The sequence below is a fragment of the Allolucifera butyrica genome, assembly GCF_900476375.1.
GTDB classification, from domain to species: Bacteria; Bacillota; Negativicutes; order Sporomusales; family UPPP01; genus Lucifera; species Lucifera butyrica.
On sequence record NZ_UPPP01000054.1, the window covers coordinates 59,984 to 80,962 of the forward strand.

Genomic DNA, 20,979 nt, shown 5'->3' on the forward strand with positions numbered 1-20,979 from the left:
TTCGGGCTCCTTTTCTTCTGCCTGGATTGTTCGCCCAAGATGCTTTCCAGATGGTTTCCCTTATTTTTAAAGGATACATTCTCCCGCTAATTCATAAACTTCTTCCGTTTGGCCCTCATTAGTCAAAACATAGAGGTAGTCACCGGCAATGATTTTGGTGTCACCCTTGGGGATAATTTCCATTTCTCCGCGCCGGATGCTGACTAGTAAACAATGGGAAGGCCAACTGATATTTTTAATTTTTTGACCGTCCAGTTTAGAACCGACGCAAACAACCAGTTCGGTAACCATACGGTTGCGGGGACCCATGCTGGCAGGCTCGCTGCCGCTTTTGGCCAGTGACCGTTCCATCAGTTCGTCATATACGGGTTTGGATTTGACAATGTCCGTAGTAAGATAAGCCGTCATCGAGACCGCGATAAGGGATAGCAGGTGAGTAAAGGAACCCGTCATTTCCAGGATCAGGATACTGCCGGTAATAGGGGCCTTTACTACGGCGGTGAAAAAGGCGGCCATAGCCAGAACAATAAAGTTATTATAATAGAAAGGATCGACTCCCAGATAATGAACGGCCACAGTTCCGGAGATACCGCCGGTTAAAGCACCAACGACCAGCAACGGCAGGAAAATGCCGCCGGGTACGCCGGAACCGTAGCTGATCATGGTGAAAATAAATTTAGCCGCAATTAAAATCAGCATAAAGTCAAGAGTAAACCGTCCCGAAGAGATCACATTTACCAAGTCATTGCCGCCGCCTAAAATTTCCGGCAGAACAAATCCGGCCAGCCCGCCAAGCAGCAGGGGAATGGCCGCTTGCATGCCTTTGGGCAGCACTCGCTGCCGGTCATAGAAATTTAATGTGCCAATTAATACTCTGTTGAATAAAACTCCTAACAAACCGGTTACAATGCCGAGAATTACCAGATAGCCATAATACCGGAAAGGAAAGACAGGGATGCCGGTAAAGCTGAAAATTGGATTGGCGCCGAAAAAACTCTGCGTTACCAGAGCGGCAGTTAATGAGGCGGCCATAGCCGACATGAGAACGGCGGGGGAAAAATTTTTATGCAATTCTTCCAGGGAGAAAATCACGCCTGCCAGTGGTGCGCTAAAGGCTGCCGCTAATCCGGCGCTGGCCCCGCTGGTGAGCAGGTAGCGTTCTTCCATCTTGGTCCGTCCCATAAGCCGGCTTAATCCCTGGCCGATGGCAGCTCCCAATTGAATGGAGGGGCCTTCCCGGCCAAGGGAAAGACCAGCGCCAATCGCTAAAACACCGCCAACAAATTTACTGGCAATAATTCTTTGCCAGTTCATTTTCATCAACCGCAAAATTACCGCTTTTACCTGGGGAATGCCACTGCCGCCGGACATCGGTTCATAAGCCACGATTTTGCCTAAGAGATAGGCAATAAACAGTAAACTGAGAAACCAAAGCAGGGTAAGACTCCACGGGCCCGTATGTAAATGCACATACAGTGCATTACGCATCTTTTCAGCCAATTCCAGGATATAACGAAAGAGAACAACGGTTATGCCGGCAATAAGACCGATGAAAATACCCTCAAGAAAAATTTTAAAGCGGAAATCGCGCCAATGTAAGAGTGCATGATATACTTTGCTTGCTTCCGGTCTGGTCATTTCATTTCCTCCATATACTGTACTGCTAAGGGATTGCAAAATAAAAAAGGTTTCACCGCAGCGAACCTATTGTTCCAGCAATAAAATTGGTTTCACACTATTTTAAACAAGATATCGCCTTCTTAGTCAATACTATTATTCTTACACGGGTGTAGGCAATTGTCAACGCCGGAAAAAATATTGGGACAAATAAATGGACGAAAGCTTGTGCCATAGCCACAAGGACTGGGGCACAAGCTTTCGTCTTGGGGTATATTTTTTTGACCCGGTGTTCACGCTTGGCGCCCAAGCCCTTATTCTAGGATCCCCGTCCAAGTAGTATAGTAGTTGCCGCCATAATGGCGGCAAAGAAATTCCCGGGTTCATATTTGTGTCAGCGGGAGCCGGACGCCGGAGCATAAGGCTTGCATCAGGGATAGCAACTGCGCTTCGGATAACAATTGGATTTCGGATAACAGTTGCTATTGGGATAACAGTTGGTGTGGGGGTAGCAGTTCGATTTGGGATAACAATTGGTGTTGGGATAACAACTGGTATTGGGATAGCAATTCGTATGGGGATAACAGTTGGTGTTAGGATAGCAGTTAGTATTGGGATAGCAACTGCTGTTAGGGTAGCAATTACTGCTGGGATAGCAGTTGCTACTGGGATAACAAGGAACTATGTTAGGCAGACAGCCGATCCCTCCAGGCCGGCAGCCGTAACCGCCGCCCCCGCCCCCTCCCTGTGGACGGCAGCCGTGTTGAGGATAACACTGGGGTGCACGATATTCCTCATTGTATTCATCCCAATAATTAATTTCCGGACTTTCAAATTTGGTGTCCTTTTTGCTGGAACTTCTTCTTTTGTGCGACACTCTGATCGCCTCCCTCCTTATATATGTTATGTGGTATATTTACCTTGGGTGATTGCTCCGAAAAAAACTGTCCGGTCTTAGTACCTTGGCCACATTATGTTTTAGTTTGATAACGGCAAAAATTCCAAATTACTACGTCAGCACCTCCTAGCAGACCCCTTCCAGTATGGGGCGTCGCTGCTTCCTTGCCCTTTGAAATTTTTGTTCGCTCTAAAACTAAACTCTAACATGGTCAAGGTACTAGTGGGGGCCGTTCACCGGACAGCAGTACGGCTGAGACTGAAAAACTACCAGCACTTTTGAGGGCTGTCCGCGCATTTCGGCGGTGACCCGGGCAAAACAGGCATAGTGGTCGGCGGTTAGCACGACCCGGTCCGTAATAAGCAGCGGCGGGGGAGTAAGGGTTATAATTGTGCTGTCAAGAAACCAGTCTTTGCAGTTATAGCTGGTTTGTACGTAGACCCTGACGGCGGGACCGCATAGGATTCTTATAAAAAAGGAAAAACGGAATAGTCCTGTAATATTATGAGGCTTGGCAGGGGATACCGTTTGCCGGACATCGAGAATCTCCGAATCTGTTACACACGCAGGCAATCCAGCGGTAACCGCCGGGTAGTGAAGGATGTTTGCTGTCGTCATACTACGCACCTCACAATGTTGCATCCTCCTTGTCGCATTCCTCTCTCTGTCATTCGTCAATAATTTTTTCCGATTTATCGCCGAAAGCTCAGGGTGCGAAATGGGGGGATCCAGCAGGATAGTATATTATATGAAAGGATTCCTACGAACGAAACAGTAAGAGAGCAGGCGTAACCTGCTCTCTTACTGTTTTTACTTGGTTGTTTTAATTCCCGGTTTTAATCTTTCCATTTAAAGAGAATCATGCCTGTCAGCATAAGGAAAAAACCAAATACTTTATAAAGGTCAAACGGGCGTGGTTCAGTGCCGAAAAGGCCGAATGTATCAACGGCGGCGGCGCTTAAAAGCTGGGCCGATAAAACAAGGGCAACGGAAAATGTAGTACCGAGCAGTGAGATCCCTTTCATTACTGAAAAAACAATCATGACTCCCAGCGTTCCGCCGAGGAGATACCATTTGTTGGCAGTGGCGATGTTTTTAAAATAGCCGTCGCCGGTGAACAGTAATATGAGTAAAGCTACGATCAGACCGCTGCCATGCACAAGTACATTAGTGCCCCATAAGCCGGTCTTTTCGCTGAGGCGGGTGTTGAAGACCGATTGTATGCAGATTAGAATACCGGCCATAAGAGAAAATAAGATACCTTTTATCATAATGCCTCCTGAATTGTGAAATGATGGAATTTATTTAATTCGTTGCAGTGGTCCGAAATCCTGTTTGTCTGAAAAGGAAAAGCCGTTTTGGCAAAATGCACTTTATGACAATAAAAGAACATAATGTTCAAAAACTTCAATTCCTTTGGCCGCAGTGCTATTCTGAAAATTGCAACGCACAGGAACGGGAGATGTCAAAAAAACAAAGCGGGTCCAAAAGAAAAAAAGGAGGAATCGATTTGTGGTTTGGCTGGGATTAGGCAGCAATTGCCGGAAGATACCCGGCCTTTGGTAACGCATTCAATTTATCGGATAAACCGTATCCGCAAAGGCTATCGCCCTTGTGGATACCATTATTTACTGGAGGTAATATTATGTCGCTTATTTCTCGCCCCGGACAGGCCGGTACTGTCGAATCCAACGATATTATGGTTACGGTTGCCCCGGCTGAACCGGGCAAAGGGATTGCCATTGAATTAAAAAGTCCTGTAGCCAAACAATTTGGCCGGCAAATCCGGGCGGTTATTATAGATACATTGCAGGAATGCGGGATTAGTGATGCCGCTGTTTTTGCCAATGACAAAGGAGCGCTTGACTGCACTATCCGGGCAAGAGTAAAAACCGCTGTAGGCCGGGCGCTAAAGCAGGAGGAAGAGAAATGAAACTGCGCAGAACGATGATGTTTGTTCCCGGCAATAATCCCGGAATGGTTCAGAATGCCGGGATCTATGGTGCCGATACCCTTATTTTTGATCTGGAGGATTCCGTAGCCATTACAGAAAAAGACGCCGCCCGCAATTTGGTGGAAAGCGCTATCCAGTCAATTCAGTATCCTTGTGAAATTGCGGTGCGTATTAACCATATCAGTACGCCCTTCGGCCATGCGGATTTGGCTTCGGTTCTGTCCGTAAAACCGGATCTTATCCGGCTTCCTAAGGCAGAAACGGCGGCGGAAATTCAGGAAATTGACGCAATGATTACGGAAGCGGAACGCAAGTATGGATTTCCTGCCGGTTCCATCCGGATGATGGCAGCAATCGAGACGGCCAAGGGGCTGATGAATGCCTATCAAATTGCGTCCGCCAGTCCCCGGATGGTGGCGATTGCGATTGGCGGCGAAGACTTTATTGCCGATTTGAAAACTTCCCGCAGCAAAGACGGGCGGGAATTATTTGCCGCCCGGGGGCAGTTGGTGCTGGCCGCCCGGGCAGCCGGTATCAATGCAATTGATACGGTTTTTTCCGATGTAAACGATGAGGAAACCTTTATTAATGAAGTCAAATTGATTAAACAAATGGGGTTTGACGGCAAATCGGTGGTTAATCCGCGCCAGATCAAACTGGTACATCAAGTTTTCAGCCCGACGGACAAGGAAATTGAAAAGGCCGAGGCTATCGTAGCGGCTTATCAGGAGGCACTGGCCCGTAATTCCGGAGTTATTTCGCTGAATGGAAAAATGATTGATCTCCCTGTAGTGGCCAGAGCGGAACGGGTCCTTTCCTACGCACAGGCAACGGGGTATAAAAGCGGGGAGGCGGTACAATGAGTAAGAATGCAGCAGGCCGGGAGATTCCCGAAGTTATAGCGGGAATGAATGTCCGTCCCTATGCGGGGCCATTTGCAGTGACACCGTCGGGACGGGCAGTAGGACCTAAATTGACAGTAAACAAACCACGGTCGGAAAAAGTTTTGAAATCTATCGAACAGGCCATTGACGCCGCCGGTCTTAAAGACGGCATGACGATTTCTTTTCATCATCACTTTCGTAACGGCGATTATATTTTAAATAATGTTATGGAAGTCATTGCCCGCAAAAAGATTAAAAATCTTACGCTGGCACCCAGTTCTCTGAGCACGGTTAATGATGCCATTATTCCTTATATTGAGCAAGGTATTATTACGGCCATTGAAACGAGCGGCGCCCGGGGGAATTTGGGCCGGTTCCTGACGGAAGGAAAACTGGCTAAACCGGTTATCATCCGGTCGCACGGCGGCCGGGCCCGGGCCATTGAATGCGGGGAACTGTCCATTGACGTAGCCTTTATCGGCGCTCCCTGTTGTGACTCTTACGGCAATATCAACGGACTGGACGGAAAATCAGCCTGCGGCTCCATGGGGTATGCCATGGTAGACGCAGCTCATGCGGATAAAGTAATCGTCGTTACGGACAACCTGGTGCCGCATCCCCTATATCCGGTTAGTATTCCTCAGACCCAGGTGGATTTCATTGTCGTTGTCGACAGTATTGGGGACCCCCAGGGGATTGCATCCGGCGCTCTGCGCATCAGCCGTGACCCCCGGGAACTCTTAATTGCCGAATATGCTTCGGCCGTCATTGAGTATTCCGGCTATTTCCGGGAGGGTTATTCACTCCAACTGGGCAGCGGCGGTGCATCCTTAGCTGTGGCCAAATTTATGAAGGAAAAAATGCAGCAGCAGAAGATCACCGGCAGCTTCGGCGTGGGCGGTATTACCGCGCCGTTTGCGGAAATGCTGGAGGAAGGACTGTTTAAAGTACTGTTTGACGTGCAGGATTTTGATATTCCTTCCATTCAATCCTTGAAAAAGAACCCCAATCATCGGGAGATGTCGGCTTCGTTTTATGCCAATCCCCACAACCGGGGCTGTATTGTGAATAACCTGGACGTAGTAATTCTGAGCGCAACCGAAGTGGATGTCGACTTTAACGTAAATGTGATAACCGATTCCAACGGGGTTATTATGGGGGCTTCCGGCGGACATTCCGATACGGCGGCCGGGGCCGGACTGTCCATCGTTGTGGCGCCGCTGCTGCGCGGCAGGCTGCCGATGGTGCGGGACCGGGTACATACCATTGTTACGCCGGGCGAATCGGTCGATGTAATTGTTACGGAACGGGGCGTAGCGGTCAACCCGCGCCGGCAGGAACTGCTGGACAATTTAAAAGAAGCCAATATTCCCTTGGTAGCCATTGAAGATCTTCATCGGACAGCCATTGGCCTGGCAGGAACACCGGAACCGGTTCCGGTGGATGAGGCGTGCATCGTGGGTTTGATTGAATACCGGGATGGAACAATCATTGATGCAATCCGCCGGCCGTTGTAAATACTTGCCGGTACGCATCACTCTTTCCTATGCAGGTCAAAGGGAGAATTTGTCGAAGAAATATAAGGGTGATGTTTGGTTGATAACAAAGCAAACAAGATTAAGGTTGGAATACAAGGTTGCCATTCTTATTATTTTGATGGTTTTCTTTGTTTTAGCTGTTACCGGGGCGATTGTCATCCGTATCAGCGATCAATACATTGAGAACAGCACCGGTAAAAAGGCGCTGGCGATTGGCGAGGTGATTGCCAGTGTTCCGTCGGTACAGGAGGCTCTTCTGTCCGATAATCCGTCGGCGGTTTTACAGCCCTTTGCGGAACGCTGGCGCCGGGCAACCGGGGCCGCTTTTATTGTTATCAGTAATATGCATGAGGTTCGGTTGTCCTATCCCCTGCCGGATATGGTCGGCACTCCCATGGCGGACCTTTACCGGGAACCGGTCTTGGAAGGCAAGGAATATGTTTATACCGGCCAGGGACATCTGGCGCCTTCGCTGCGGGCCAATGTGCCGATTTTTGCCCGCAGCGGCCGGCAAGTCGGCTTTGTTTCCGTGGGATTTTACCTGAATGACATTTCCAAAGTCATTCTGACTAATTCCCGCCATATTATGTTTACTCTTGTGTTTGCCCTGGTTCTTAGTGCAATGGGGGCTTTTTTGCTGGCCCGCAATATAAAGCAAGCCATCTTTGGGTTGGAGCCTTATGAAATTGCTATGGTTCTTAAAGAACGGGAAGCGACACTGGAGGCCATCCGGGAAGGAGTTGTGGCGGTCGACACGGCCGGGATAATTCGTTTGATGAACCGGGAGGCGGAGCATATTCTGGGACTGCGGGACCAAGAGGCCGCCGCCAGGCCGATCACGGACATTCTGCCGCAAAACGGGCTGGATACGGTAATCCGGGAAGGCCGGCCGCTGTATAATGAAGAGCAGCGGGTCGGAGATATTACCATATTGGCCAACAGTGTGCCGATTATGGTCGACGGGCAAGTTGCAGGCGCTGTGATTAGCTTCCGGGACCGGACCGAAATCAACCGGTTAGCGGAGGAAATGACCGGCGTGCATCGCTTTGTGGACGTACTGCGGGCTCAGACTCATGAATTTAAAAATAAGCTGCATACGATTGCCGGCCTGATACAACTGGGGCGTCACCAGGAAGCGGTGAATTACGCCGTGGATACAACCGAAGAAAACAAAGAAGTTATCAGCCAGCTTAGCGGAAAAATCAAGGACTCACTCTTGTACGGAATGCTCTTAGGCAAGGCCAGCCATATGCGGGAACAGGGGATTGCCTTTTCCATTTTGCCGGAAACCGAGTTGAGATATCTCCCGGCGTGTGTATCGGTCGGCGATGTACTGCTAATTCTTGGCAACCTGCTGCAAAATGCGGTTGAGGCCACCGCCGGTGCGTCGGAAAAAAAGATTGTTGTTGGAGTGATCCAGCAGCCTGAAGTTTTAACGATGATTGTCTGCAATTCCGGCGGGGAAATTGACGATGCGACGGCGGCACGGATGTATCAGCGGGGTGTAACGACCAAGAATGGCAACAGCGGATTGGGACTGGCCCTGGTGGCCGAGAAACTCAAGCTGGTGCACGGATCGATTGTTCATCGGAACTTGCCGGAGGGCGGTGTGGAATTTACCGTACGTATTCCCTATGAAACGGGTGATGCTGATGGATATTAAAGTGCTTATTGTGGAAGATGATCCGATGGTGGCCGAAATTAATAAAAAGTTTACTGAGGCGGTCAAGGGCTTTCTGGTTGTAGGACAGGCGCGGAACGGCATGGAAGCTATGGCGCAGATCCCTGTAAAACAGCCTGATTTGGTCATCTTGGATATATACATGCCCCAATGCGACGGCATGGAGGTATTGCAGGAGATACGCAAGCAGGACCGGCCGGTGGATATTATTATGATTACGGCCGCTGACGACACGGTTACCGTCAGTAAAGCGCTACGGCAGGGTGTCGTGGCGTATATTACCAAACCTTTCAAGTTTGAACGGTATAAAGCAGTACTGGAAGGATACCGGCATTTTAAGCAAACCATTATGCAGAAGGAAAACCTGGGACAGGAAGAAATCGACGGACTGTTGCCGGTACGGATGACCCGGGAAGAACGGGACATGCCCAAAAATATTCAGGCCCAGACGCTGCAGCGGATTTCCCAGTACCTTTTGGAACAGGCACAGTCCTTTTCTGCCGAGGAAGTGGCTGCCGGCGTAGGAATGTCCCGGGTTACTTCCCGGCGTTATCTGGAATACATGGCCGAACAGGGTCTGGCTGAACGGGAATTGTATTACATCGCCGTCGGCCGGCCGATTCACCGTTTTAGATTAGTGAGGCAACCGGAAAAGTAAAGAAATAATATAAGAGAGAGACCGCCGGGCAATCCCGGCGGCCTCTTTTTAGAAATTTCCCCGCGCCCTAGGCTCTGCGCCATGGACCGAAAGTATAAGTTTTATTAGCCATTAGCGGCAGAAGAATCGCCTTATCAACGCTGCGCCGTTACCACGTAACCTCCGCTTATGACAAGACGATCCTTCTACCGAGGTGGCTGCCCAAAATCATTTTTAGACGGGTTTTCCGCGCCCTGAGCCTTGCGCCATGGACCGAAAGACCGCGCTGGCGGTCTTTCTTAGGAGGTTGCCGGACGATTGCCGTATTTCTTTTTTTCGGACGAGGCGGGAGCCTCCTCTGTGCAGGGATCTATTATTATAAAGGTCGGTCCGGTGCCGGTTACACCGGAGAATGTATGGCAATGATTATCATCGTAACTGGTGGTGCCCTGGAAGTAATGGGTGTGATTACCGTCCGGCAGGTCAATAGGCGGACAGGTCATGACATCGACCCAGTGCCAGTGTCCGCCGTCTTCCTCGGCCAGAAAGGATGTACGAACGTGCAACCGGTGAACATGGACCGGCATATCCAGGCGAGCCGGTCCCGTGACGCCAACAATGACATGCTGGTGCTCCGCCGCTACATCGGCTTCCGTTAAAAAAGTATGCACATGCCTTTCATGAAGAACATCGTCGGCAGTAATTCGCTCTTCTTCGTTCGCAGGCATGGAAATAACACCTCCTTCATCATGACTCATAGTATTTTATGCAGCCGTAGCGGTTTTGGTTAGCTTGGAAAGGAAGAAAAGCGGCCAGGAAAGAATAAAGTAGGCAGGGAATATACAACTGTGCCGCTTTAATGGCATGGAAAAAATCGGCTTATCGTTTGGAAGGAATTTTCCCAAAATGATCGAATGAAAATTAGGATAAACTATCAACAAAATGAAGAATCAGCAGAAAGGTGGCTTTACAATGGCGAAATTGAGGGGCAATGCCGTCGTAGCTCAATCGGGTGGGCCGACAGCAGTAATTAACGCCAGCGCATGCGGTGTTATACAGGAAGCTCTGAAACATGAAGAAATTGAAAATGTATATGGAGCGCAGAATGGAATTGTCGGGATTCTAAACGGTGATTTATTCGATGTACGGAAAGAAAATCCCGCCGTAGTGGAGGGACTTAAATATACTCCGGGTGCCGCACTTGGTTCGGTACGTTATAAAGTAAAGACCAGGGAAGATTATGAACGGATTTTTGAGGCATTGAAGAAACATAATATTCGTTATTTCTTCTATAACGGCGGTAATGATTCCATGGATACGGCCGATAAGGTAAATAAGCTGGCCGTAGAAAAGGGTTATGAAATGCGCTGCATCGGCGTACCGAAAACAGTGGATAATGATTTACCCTTTACGGATCACTGTCCCGGTTACGCCAGCGCTGCAAAATATCTGGCAACAACGGTGGCGGAATCCTGGATTGACCAGCGCGACCTGCCGTCTACTAAAATTCTGATTGTAGAAGCCATGGGCCGTCATGCCGGCTGGCTGGCTGCGGCCGGCGCCCTGGCAAAGCGGGCCGATGACGATGGTCCCCATCTGGTTTATTTGCCGGAAGTGGTTTTTGATACTAATCAGTTTGTTAAAGATGTTCAAAATATATATAAAGCGGTTGACAGAGTGCTGATTGTGGTTTCGGAAGGGATTCATACCGCCGATGGTACGCTCTTGGGCGAAAGCGGCGCTCGCGACGCTTTTGGCCATGCCCAGCTCGGCGGTTGTGCGCAGGTATTGAAAGATATTCTTGATAAAGAAGTGGGCGCCAAGAGCCGATACATCATTCCGGCTTCGGCGCAACGGGCCGCGGCCCATGTGGCTTCTTTAACCGATATCAATGAAGCCTGGCTGGTAGGCAAAAAAGCCGTTGAATATGCGGTAGAAGGAATTTCCGGCGTTATGGTGACACTGGAACGTGAACCGGGTAATGGATACCGGATAACGACAGGGAAGGCCAATCTTTCGGAAGTGGCCAATGTCGAAAAGAAAGTGCCTCTGGAATGGATCAATGCCGAAGGCAATAATGTAACGGCGGATTTCATTAATTATGCCCGTCCCCTGTTAGAAGGCGAACCGCCGCTCCGTTATGAAGGCGGTATTCCCGTGTTCTCCCGCTTAGCGAAGCATTTCATAGTTAAATAAGATAAACTGTTAATAGAAAAAACGTGGCTGTCTGGCTAGACAGCCACGTTTTTTTACCGTTCCAGTGTATTTGTGTTGTTACGGCTACATGATTCCTAGCCGCTTCCATCCAATTTTCACCGTGCCCGGTGGTTAAGCAATTTCCTGAATTTCGGGACGGATTCTATCCTTTTATCTCCAGCTCCCGTTCTATCTCCAATTTCCAACATCTAACATCAATATCCAACATCCACCGTCTAATTTCCTGCCTCATTCCAAAAATTCGCTAAAAAATTCTATTTCTGTAAGGCTGGTCTAAAGGAGAATTTGTTTTTCTCAAGAATATGATCAAAAAAAGAATCATAAAGGCGGGAGTAAGGAATGAAAGGAACCGTAGTCGGAACCTGGGTAAATACGGCTCACAAAGTTTGGGGCAGTGAGCTTACGATAGAAGCGATGAAACAGGTTGGCTGGCCTAAGGATAAAATGTTTTTGCCGACGGAAGAGGTAGAAGATGACAAGCCAAGACAATTTGTCGCTTTTTTGGCCAGCCGTCTGAATAAGACGGAAGATGCCGTTTGGCTGGATATTGGTAAGGATAATGTAAAAACGTTTTTTCAAGTCTATCCAGCCTTTTTTCGTCAGGAAAATCTTTATTCGTTCTTGCGCTCCATGTATGATGTTCATGTTGTAATGGTGAAACGGATTCCCGGTGCCAAGCCGCCGGAATTGTTGATCGAGCCGGTATCCGAATATGAAGCCGTTCTAAGTTACCGTTCCCGGCGGGGAATGTTTGGTTATCTAAAGGGATTGCTGGCTGGAGCGGCGGAGCATTTTCAGGAAAATATTCAGACCGAGACGATCGAGTCTTCAGCGGAACATATGAAGATTAAAATTCGTTTTCCCCAAGCGATTACATATACTACTACCTATCATCTGAATCGTTTGTTATCGTTTGGCGTAATCCGCAGCGTGCCGGTTAAGGTGGCAGTGGCGGTAACGGTACTTTCCCTGATTGTGGACGGGGGACTGGCTGCGGCCGGAACCGGAATCCCGCTTTGGACGGCCGTTTTAAACGGGGTGCTGGCGGGGGGAACTGCGGCCTTCTTATTACGTCCGTTCACGGCCATCCGGGAAGAAATTCGCGCTATTCAGGAGCATCGCTATTTTGCCGAAACCAAGCTGGTAACCGGGGACTTGTTTGAAGATATTATGCAGATGCTGGCGCAGTATAAGAAACGGGTAAAAAGTGAATTCACCGGCTTCAAGGGCATCGGGGACGAAATGAGCCGGTTTGCCGATGACTTTAATATGCTGGCTGACCGCATGAAAGGTACGTCCAGTGAAATATCGGGTGTCGTTCATGATGTAGCGAATGCGGCAACTAGTCAGGCCATGGAGACGGAAGAGGCTGTGGGAATTTTAAACGGCAATTTGGAAATGCTGAAAACGGTGGTTAGAGAACAGAGCGAAAATAAACTGCAATTGGAAGTGGCGGTTGAGGAAATCAACAAAGGTTTTGGCGAGGTAAGAAGCTCCAGTGAAAAGTTGATGCAGAGTGTTGCTAAAACGGCAGATGTGAAGAAATCGGCAGAAAATCTGTTGGCGCAAGCAACTAAAATTAACGAAATTACCGGCATGGTAGCGGCGATTGCCGGCCAGACCAACCTGTTGGCGCTGAATGCAGCCATTGAAGCAGCCCGGGCGGGCGAACAGGGACGCGGTTTTGCCGTTGTGGCCGAGGAAGTGAGGCAGCTGGCGGAGCAGTCTCACCTGCATTCAGACAGTATATCCAGCGATCTTAAAGTATTGATGGAAATTATCAGTAGTATTGTAAGGTTAATTGAAGAAGAATATACCATGCTCAACGCGGAAAGTCATCAATTGAATGAAGTGGTAAAAAATAATAACCGTCATGTGGAAAATATCCACAAAGTGGCCGATAATATTGTTGACATGGTTGATAAACTGGAGCATGAAATGACCGGTCTTAATCAGGTATATGGTAAAATTGAATCGCTGGCTGCCATTTCCGAGGAAAATTCGGCAGCCGGTGAGGAAGTAAGCGCTGCTGTACAGGTTTATAATGAAAAACTGCAGGACATGATGGAAAAAATCGGCGAATTTAAAACCGTCATTGAACATTTTTCCGAAGATATCAACCAATACCGGACTTGACGGAAACCGGGGAAGTAATTCCCCGGTTTTTTTCTCGCCGGTTTTCCGTGCCCCGGCCCTGCGCAGGAAAACCGCATTAGGCGGTTTTTCTGATACCCTTCCAGTATGTGGCAGGATGAAAAGCCGCAAGTGCCGAATTAGGAAAAGAACATAAGAATAAACGGGGGGCTTGGCCAGTGGGAAAATGGGTCCGTAATGCGATTGTCGTATTGTTGACGTTGGTTTTTGCCGGGTTGGTTTCTCATTATTTTTATGCTAATTATCTAAGCGTAATGGCTGATTATGAAAAAGAGGTCCAGCACACATCCTATGCGCTGGAGCTTTATTTTAACGGCCATCTAAAGGCAATGCAATTACTGGCGGCCCAAAAGGAAGTTGTGTCGCTTGATCCGGTACAGGCTTATGCCAAACTGGCTAATATGCGGGAACAGTTTCATCTGGCCGATGCCGCCCTGATTGACCAAAACGGTGACTTTCTGGTTCGCCTGAATTCATCCCTTTTACCCAGAATTGACGACCCGGACAGTGTGGCAAAAGCATTTCAAGGCCGGCCGATTGTATCCGGGCAGCTTAGGCAACCGGCGTCAGGCAAGATTTTGGCCGGATGGCTGGTGCCTATTTTTAATGCCAAAGGCGATATAAAGGCCGCCCTTACCGGCATTGTTACGGGAGAGGACATTGGCAATATCTTAAACAATAGCAAACCGGCCAATGATCAGTGTATTTTTATTCTGGACAGCAACGGGAAGATGATTTATCATCCCTGGGGGCGGGAAATATATGATAGGGAAGCGAATTTAGTCCACGGCCGGCGGGATTATTACCGGCAAAACCAGGGTATTTTCACGCGTTGGTCGCCGGTGGAAAGAATGGAAAAACTGTATGTTTATTCCGCCGTAAATAATGCGGATTGGCGCGTAGTAATGGCCATACCGGTCAGGAGTGTTTATTGGGCGATATGGCAAAAATCGGCTCCCGGTATTGCCGTTTTAAGTTTGATTTTACTTTCTGTATTTCTTCTTATGCGCATTTTGTGGCAGGCCGCCGGACATGAGAAAGAACTGGAACGGCAACGCCTGGAACGAATGGACAGCGTCAATCAACTGGCGGCCGGGTTGGCCCATGAAATACGCAATCCCCTTACATCGATAAAAGGATTTATTCAGCTTATGCAATTAAGGAAAGGGCAAGTGCCGTCAGCCAGTCATCTTGAGCTGATATTAAGCGAGATCGACCGGATTGAACATTTGGTGAATGAATTCCGGCAATTAGCCCGTCCGGTAAAAAAGCTCAGTCTTCAGCCCGTAGACCTTGATCAAATTCTGCAGGATGTAACTTTATTTATGCAGAGTCAGGCAATTAACAAAAATGCGGTTTTAGATTATCAAAGTCAGGGTTCATGCATGGTATTGGGTGACGCCAATCAATTAAAACAAGTCTGGATTAATTTATTGCGCAACGCCGTGGAGGCTATACCCAAAGGCGGCTATATCCAGGTTACCTTGTTGGCGGCGGGAGAAGAAGCAGTGGTGATTGTACGGGACAATGGCGCCGGAATCGCTCCGGATGCTCTCAAAAAGCTGGGTACACCTTTTTTTACTACCAAAGAGAAAGGCACAGGCCTAGGACTGTCGGTTTGTTATGCGATTATTCATGAGCATCGGGGACGTATTCAGGTGGAAAGTTCCCTGGGGCAGGGAACGGCTTTTATTGTCCGGCTGCCGCGGGAAGAAAATCCGAGTATGAAAATGGTTCAAGACCCTTTAGCCGTGCCCTGAGCGATAAAAAAAGATAAATGATTAGAACTTTTTTTCTTTTTCATATCATGAATTGAAAATTATTTTCTAAAATGGCAGGGATTTCGGATTGTAGGCTCGAATATTGTAGCTATTGAGACTGCGGAAGGAGGAAAAGTATGGACGGACAATATGATATTGGACTGATCGGACTGGCCGTTATGGGGGAAAATCTGGCCTTGAATATGGCCAATAAAGGATTTCAGGTTGCGGTATATAACCGCACTGTTGCTAAAGTAGACAGTTTTCTACAGCAAAAGGCGACCGGCAAGCCGGTAGGCGGCGCTCATTCGGTCGCCGAACTGATTTCAATGCTGGCTAAACCGCGTAAAATTCTGCTCATGGTAAAAGCCGGCGGCCCTGTTGATGATATGATTGCCGAATTGGTGCCGCATTTGGAACAGGGAGATATTATCATTGACGGCGGCAATTCATTTTTTGCCGACACGCGGCGCCGGTATGAAGCATTGAAGAAACAAGGCATCCGTTTTATCGGTCTCGGTGTATCCGGCGGGGAAGAAGGGGCTTTGCACGGCCCGAGTCTTATGCCGGGCGGCGATGCCGACGCTTATGGGCAGGTTGCCCCCATTTTTACCACCATTGCCGCCCAGGTGGCCAATGGTTCCTGCTGCTCCTATGTTGGACCGGACGGGGCGGGGCATTATGTGAAAATGGTGCATAACGGAATTGAATATGGCGATATGCAGCTCATCAGTGAAGCGTATTTCATTATGAAACATGCCCTGGGCCTGACGGCGCCGGAACTTAATGCCGTATTCAGCAACTGGAACCAGGGTGAATTGAATTCTTATTTAATTGAAATTACAGCGGAGATCTTTTTGCAAACCGATGAGCAGACGGGAGCCCCGCTGGTGGAGATCATTCTGGATAAAGCGGGTCAGAAAGGAACCGGTAAATGGACGTCCCAGAGCGCGTTGGAGCTGGGAGTTCCCACGCCAACCATTACGGAGGCGGTATTTGCCCGCTGCATGTCGGCCTATAAGACGGAGCGGTTAGCAGCAGCCGGAATCCTTACCGGTCCGTCGGTACGGTATGACGGCAGCGGAGAGAAATTTATCCAGGCCATTCAAGATGCTTTGTATGCTTCCAAAATTTGTTCCTATGCCCAGGGTTTTGCCCTTTTAAAAGCGGCAGGGGAAGAATATAGCTGGAATTTAAATTATGGAGACATAGCCTTGCTATGGCGGGGCGGATGCATTATCCGGGCCCAATTTTTGGATCGCATTAATGAAGCGTTTAGGCAGGATCCTAAATTGCCCAATCTTCTCTTAGACCCGTTTTTCCGTGATGTATTGGCTCGGGTTCAGAGCAATTGGCGTCTGGTAGTCAAGGTCTGTAAGGAACTGGGAATTCCCACGCCGGCCTTTAGTGCATCTCTGGATTACTATGACAGTTATCGTCAGGCTGTGCTGCCGGCCAATCTGCTGCAGGCCCAGCGCGATTATTTTGGCGCTCATACTTATGAACGGAGTGACCGGCAAGGCATATTCCATACGGAGTGGCTGAAAAAGTAAATTGCGGTGAAAATAGGGCGGATTTGGCCGAATTGCCGGGAATATATTTCCCGGCAATAATAATTTGACGAGCCCTGTCTGATCCTTTTTTATAAGTTCAGGGGGCGAAATATGGGTTCTTTGGCATTTGTCTGAAAATATGATATGATTATGTCAAAGTTTAGATGTATTGTGGAGGTCGGCTCATGATTCGTGAACTTCGCAGCAAGGAGAAGCTGGAACAATATTACCGTAAATTTATGCAAGAAGGCATCCTGGACCCGAATGTGCATCCCTGGGTGGCCGAATCCTGGCAGCGGAGCCGGGATTGGAATGTACCCCATGAAACCATGCCGGTGTTGTCCAGATTAGATAAAACTGAGATTGAGAAACACCGGGAAAAGCATTATCCGGCCATGGAGTTTCTGGGAGGTCTTCACCGGGAAATCGGTGAGTTCTTTAACATTTATAATTTGAGTTTGTTGCTTTTAGACAATGAAAGTTATGTCCTGGAAAGTTACGCCCTCCCGTTCTTTCAAAGAACCCCGGGTGAGCTTTTAGGGGCACGTCTGGCGGAGAAAGATATCGGTACATCAAGCATTGGTATCGCGCTCGAACACAAGACTCCTTTTCTTTTATTCGGCCCGGAAATGTGGATTAAAGAATGTCAGACAGGAGATGCCTGTTCCGCGCCGATTCTGGTTGACGGACAGGTGCAGTACATTGTGACTCTGGTTTCGGTAGAACAGGAAAAATTGCCGCATACGGCGCTGCTTTCCTTGCTGTTAAGTATGAAATATGCCATGGAAAATTATCTTTCCATGGCTTCCCGTCTGGATGCCCGGCATGCTATTCTGGATGCCGTTCCTTTGGCCGTGTATCATATCATGCCGGGTGGTGAAGTAGCGTATACCAACGAATTGGGGCATAGCCGCCTGACAGGTATCAATCCTCAGGGCGATAAAGCAGGCTCTTTCCCCAATCTGGGAGATGTAGTGCTGAACTACCGGCATACACCTTTATTTAAGGGCTTTTTAGGGATTCCGTCATATAATAAGGAAGTAACGTGGATTACGCCGCGCAAAACCTATGAAGATATTACCACCGTAGTTCCCCTGCTGCGAAGCGGGCAGGTAAACAGCGTCGTGGCCGTATCTCTGCCTATTGAAGATTTGCGCATGCTGGTGGCCCATGCCGCAGGATACAAGGCCCGCTATAGTTTAACCAGTATTGTTGGCCAGGTGCCGGCGGTTGAAGCTATGAAGGAAAAGGCGGCCAGAGCAGCCCGCAGTTCCCACCATTTATTGCTGCAGGGAGAGTCGGGTACAGGCAAACAGAGACTGGCCCACGGCATTCATCAGGCCAGCCCCCGGGCGGCCGGACCGTTGATCGGGATCCGGTGCGGCGATATGCCGCCGGAATTACTGGAAAGTGAACTGTTTGGCACGGCCGATTCCCTGGAGGAAAGCCGGCCGGGAAAATTGGAACTGGCGAATGGAGGAACGCTTTTCCTGGATGAGGTGGAAAAGCTGCCGGCAGCATTGGCGGACCGCTTGAGTAAAGCGTTGCGGCAGGGCCAGTTGTACCGGACCGGCGAGGAGGTAATCCGGGCTTTTGATGTCAGGGTAATTGCCGCTTGTGATAATGATTTGAAACGGCTGACAGAAAAGAATTTATTTTCGGCTGAGTTATTTGAATTGATAGCCCGGACAGTGATCCGCATTCCTCCTCTCAGGATGCGGCGTGACGATATTCCCTTATTGGCGGAGCACATTATTGCGGAACTGGCGGAACAAAATCATCTGACAGTAAAGAATCTGACTCCGGAAGCAGCGGAAGTTCTGAAAGCCGGTGACTGGCCGGGCAATATTAAACAACTGCAGGGCGTGGTGGAGCAGGCTTTCTTCCGTACACAAAAAACGGTGATCACGCCGGAGGATATTACTCTTCCGGGGGAATCCGGCCCGGGGAAAGCCTGGAAGGAAGACCGGGAGGCATTTATCGAGTTATGGAAAGCAACCGGCGGAAATATCAGCCGGCTGGCGAATATGCTTGACGTTAGCCGGGTTACATTATACCGGTATCTGAAAAAATACGGAATTGAGAAAGAATAAGGTACACCGGCAATAACCGGCGTGACTTATTCCGGAGGGATAACACGGGTGAGGCTGCGGAGAAAGGCCTGGATCGGTGAGGCCATAAAGGAATACAGTGATTTAGTAATACTACTACAGTCCGGGAATGCTTATCAAGGGCGCTGGCGGGAAATCCTCGGCCGGGATGCGCCCTTACATGTTGAACTTGGTACGGGACGGGGCACGTTTATAACAGATCTCGCCGCTTTACACCGCTCAACTAATTTTATTGGCATGGAGGCTGTGCCGGATGTTCTCTATAATGCGGCTCAGAAAGCGCAATTCAGGGAATTGAACAATCTTAAACTGTTACTTGCCGATGTCAACAATATTTTAGATATTTTTGCGCCGGGGGAAGTGAACCGGCTATATATTAATTTTTGCGATCCGTGGCCGAAAAGACGGCATGCTAAGCGTCGCTTGACTCATGCCGGTTTTTTGGCTAAATACAAGGTGATTTTGGCGCTCGGCGGCGAGCTGTTTTTCAAAACGGACAATATAAAACTGTTTGAGTTTTCGCTGAATCAGTTTGCCGATATGGGACTTTCTCTGGGGAATATTACTTTTGATCTTCATAATAGCAGTTATGAAGGCAATATTATGACTGAATACGAGGCTAAGTTCAGCGCTCTGGGACAACCGATTTACCGTTGTGAAGTACGGTTTTAACAGGGACGAACAAAACGGTGGGAAGCGGCATACAATGTAGTAGTGATACAATCACGAGATAGGAGTGTGTTGTTATGCCGCGTCAGCAGATACCTTTTGCCGTGCCCCACCCCGTTCCGCCCCTCAACCTGGAAGAAGTTAAATTCTGGCTAATGATTATGCAGGAACATGCTGTGTTTATTAAGGCTGGATTACCGGCTGACGATATGGAACGAATGAATGAAGCGCAAAGTTTTTTCCAGGGGTTTGGAGCATTGCGGGCGCGGGCCGACAAAGTACAGAGCGAGAAAAAATTCGGTGAGCTGGTGGCAGATGCGCAGAGTCTGGTGCGGGATTTTTATCATTTTAAACGTCGTCTGCTTCGGAGAATGTTGGCGTGCAAATTGGGAGGCAACAACTTCCCGCTCTTTTTGGACCATCTGGCACGGGAAGCAGAATATTTTCTCCGGCTTTTGGACAAAATGCGCCACGACCGGTCACCGTTTGTTGTCGTATCCACTGCCCGGGAAAATGCTTTCTGGGTACGATTGATGGATGACCATACCCGCTTTATCAGACAAAAGTTTGACCCTTCCGAAAGAAATTTAATTAAGACCATTGAAGGGTTTTCTGAGGATTTTGACGGACTGCAGCTAGAGGGGCAGGACTGGGTAAGTATGCTGGGCTCCGGTTCCGGCGGGAACCCTCCGTCCTACGGCAGGTATTTGCAGGACGTTCGGTTTGCCGTTTTGCGGCTCCGGGATTTCAAACGGGCCATAACGGAGATGATTGCCGAATGCAAGCTGCTCGGCATCCTTCCCGAAATGATGGCAGAGCATGTACGCTGTGAAGCGGAACATTTTCTCATGATTTTGTCAATGATTGACAAGGGGCTGCTGAAAGAAGACGCCGATTGCGGTCAGGAAGAGGAAATAGAAGAGATAGAGGAAATCGAGGAACCTATTCAATGTGAACCGGAACCGGTGATGGAGGAGTGCCCGGTTTTCCTGGAAGAGGAACCGCGGGAGAAGACCCCTTGCGTTTCGGAAACGCCGGAGCAGCCTGAAATAGCTCCTGTTTTGCCGACGTTAAATGCTGACAAAGACATAAAGGATGCCGGGGATGACGAGGAAGAAGAAGATGAAGATGAAGATGACGAGGAAGATTTGGTAGTTCCTCCGCCTCCACCGTCTCCTAAGCCGCCGGTGACATCGAAAAAGTATAAATGGAGCGGCAAATGGCCCCGGGCCCTGGGAAAGATAAGAGACTAATTCCTTGACGGGTCCAGTACATGACAAAAAAACCCTTTCCATTGAAGGAAGGG

16 protein-coding genes are annotated in these 20,979 nt (G+C 48.9%); 12 read left to right on the top strand and 4 right to left on the bottom strand.

What is annotated here, in order from left to right:
• Positions 1–66: 66 nt before the first annotated feature.
• The 3 genes from LUCIF_RS02250 to LUCIF_RS02265 form a co-directional block, all read right to left on the bottom strand.
• Positions 67–1,638 carry a ClC family H(+)/Cl(-) exchange transporter gene (locus tag LUCIF_RS02250; RefSeq protein ID WP_122626248.1) on the bottom strand — a complete coding sequence of 524 codons (1,572 nt, stop codon included), beginning with the start codon at positions 1,636–1,638 and terminating at the stop codon, positions 67–69.
• Between the two features lie 1,096 nt (positions 1,639–2,734).
• Complete coding sequence (locus LUCIF_RS02260) at positions 2,735–3,133, bottom strand: hypothetical protein (protein WP_122626250.1); 399 nt, start codon at positions 3,131–3,133, stop codon at positions 2,735–2,737.
• A 218-nt stretch (positions 3,134–3,351) separates the two neighbouring features.
• Entirely contained in the window at positions 3,352–3,786 is a 435-nt protein-coding gene (locus tag LUCIF_RS02265) for a DMT family transporter (RefSeq protein WP_207856859.1), read from the bottom strand.
• Positions 3,787–4,160: 374 nt separating this feature from the next.
• On the opposite strand from LUCIF_RS02265, the gene citD reads away from it, so the two are divergent.
• The 5 genes from citD to LUCIF_RS02290 all read left to right on the top strand — a co-directional run bounded on the left by citD (position 4,161) and on the right by LUCIF_RS02290 (position 9,230).
• Complete coding sequence (citD, locus tag LUCIF_RS02270) at positions 4,161–4,448, top strand: citrate lyase acyl carrier protein (RefSeq protein WP_122626251.1); 288 nt, start codon at positions 4,161–4,163, stop codon at positions 4,446–4,448.
• A complete protein-coding gene (locus tag LUCIF_RS02275) occupies positions 4,445–5,332 on the top strand; it encodes an aldolase/citrate lyase family protein (protein WP_122626252.1) in 888 nt (295 codons plus the stop codon). Before citD ends, LUCIF_RS02275 begins: the two co-directional genes overlap by 4 nt.
• Positions 5,329–6,870: a citrate lyase subunit alpha gene (citF, locus tag LUCIF_RS02280; protein WP_122626253.1), complete on the top strand. Its 1,542-nt coding sequence runs from the start codon at positions 5,329–5,331 to the stop codon at positions 6,868–6,870. Before LUCIF_RS02275 ends, citF begins: the two co-directional genes overlap by 4 nt.
• Before the next feature lie 79 nt (positions 6,871–6,949).
• Positions 6,950–8,554: an ATP-binding protein gene (locus LUCIF_RS02285; RefSeq protein ID WP_207856861.1), complete on the top strand. Its 1,605-nt coding sequence runs from the start codon at positions 6,950–6,952 to the stop codon at positions 8,552–8,554.
• Positions 8,526–9,230 carry a response regulator gene (locus LUCIF_RS02290; RefSeq protein WP_207856863.1) on the top strand — a complete coding sequence of 235 codons (705 nt, stop codon included), beginning with the start codon at positions 8,526–8,528 and terminating at the stop codon, positions 9,228–9,230. The genes LUCIF_RS02285 and LUCIF_RS02290 overlap by 29 nt, the downstream gene beginning before the upstream one ends.
• 278 nt (positions 9,231–9,508) lie before the next feature.
• On the opposite strand, the gene LUCIF_RS02295 is transcribed toward LUCIF_RS02290, so the two are convergent.
• Complete coding sequence (locus LUCIF_RS02295; RefSeq protein WP_165865853.1) at positions 9,509–9,937, bottom strand: YmaF family protein; 429 nt, start codon at positions 9,935–9,937, stop codon at positions 9,509–9,511.
• A 244-nt stretch (positions 9,938–10,181) separates the two neighbouring features.
• Here LUCIF_RS02295 and LUCIF_RS02300 point away from each other — a divergent pair, with 244 nt between their 5' ends.
• From LUCIF_RS02300 to LUCIF_RS02330, 7 genes are all read left to right on the top strand, one after another.
• Positions 10,182–11,405: a 6-phosphofructokinase gene (locus tag LUCIF_RS02300; protein ID WP_122626256.1), complete on the top strand. Its 1,224-nt coding sequence runs from the start codon at positions 10,182–10,184 to the stop codon at positions 11,403–11,405.
• Positions 11,406–11,765: 360 nt separating this feature from the next.
• Positions 11,766–13,562: a heme NO-binding domain-containing protein gene (locus LUCIF_RS02305; protein WP_122626257.1), complete on the top strand. Its 1,797-nt coding sequence runs from the start codon at positions 11,766–11,768 to the stop codon at positions 13,560–13,562.
• A gap of 176 nt (positions 13,563–13,738) precedes the next feature.
• A complete protein-coding gene (locus LUCIF_RS02310; protein WP_122626258.1) occupies positions 13,739–15,340 on the top strand; it encodes an ATP-binding protein in 1,602 nt (533 codons plus the stop codon).
• A gap of 137 nt (positions 15,341–15,477) precedes the next feature.
• Positions 15,478–16,893 carry a decarboxylating NADP(+)-dependent phosphogluconate dehydrogenase gene (gene gnd / locus LUCIF_RS02315; protein WP_122626259.1) on the top strand — a complete coding sequence of 472 codons (1,416 nt, stop codon included), beginning with the start codon at positions 15,478–15,480 and terminating at the stop codon, positions 16,891–16,893.
• Positions 16,894–17,078: 185 nt separating this feature from the next.
• Complete coding sequence (locus LUCIF_RS02320) at positions 17,079–18,986, top strand: sigma-54-dependent Fis family transcriptional regulator (protein WP_122626260.1); 1,908 nt, start codon at positions 17,079–17,081, stop codon at positions 18,984–18,986.
• Positions 18,987–19,034: 48 nt separating this feature from the next.
• Positions 19,035–19,676 carry a tRNA (guanosine(46)-N7)-methyltransferase TrmB gene (gene trmB, locus LUCIF_RS02325; protein ID WP_122626261.1) on the top strand — a complete coding sequence of 214 codons (642 nt, stop codon included), beginning with the start codon at positions 19,035–19,037 and terminating at the stop codon, positions 19,674–19,676.
• Positions 19,677–19,750: 74 nt separating this feature from the next.
• Positions 19,751–20,926, top strand: coding sequence for a DUF2935 domain-containing protein (locus LUCIF_RS02330; protein WP_122626262.1), 1,176 nt, complete (start codon positions 19,751–19,753; stop codon positions 20,924–20,926).
• Positions 20,927–20,979: the final 53 nt, after the last annotated feature.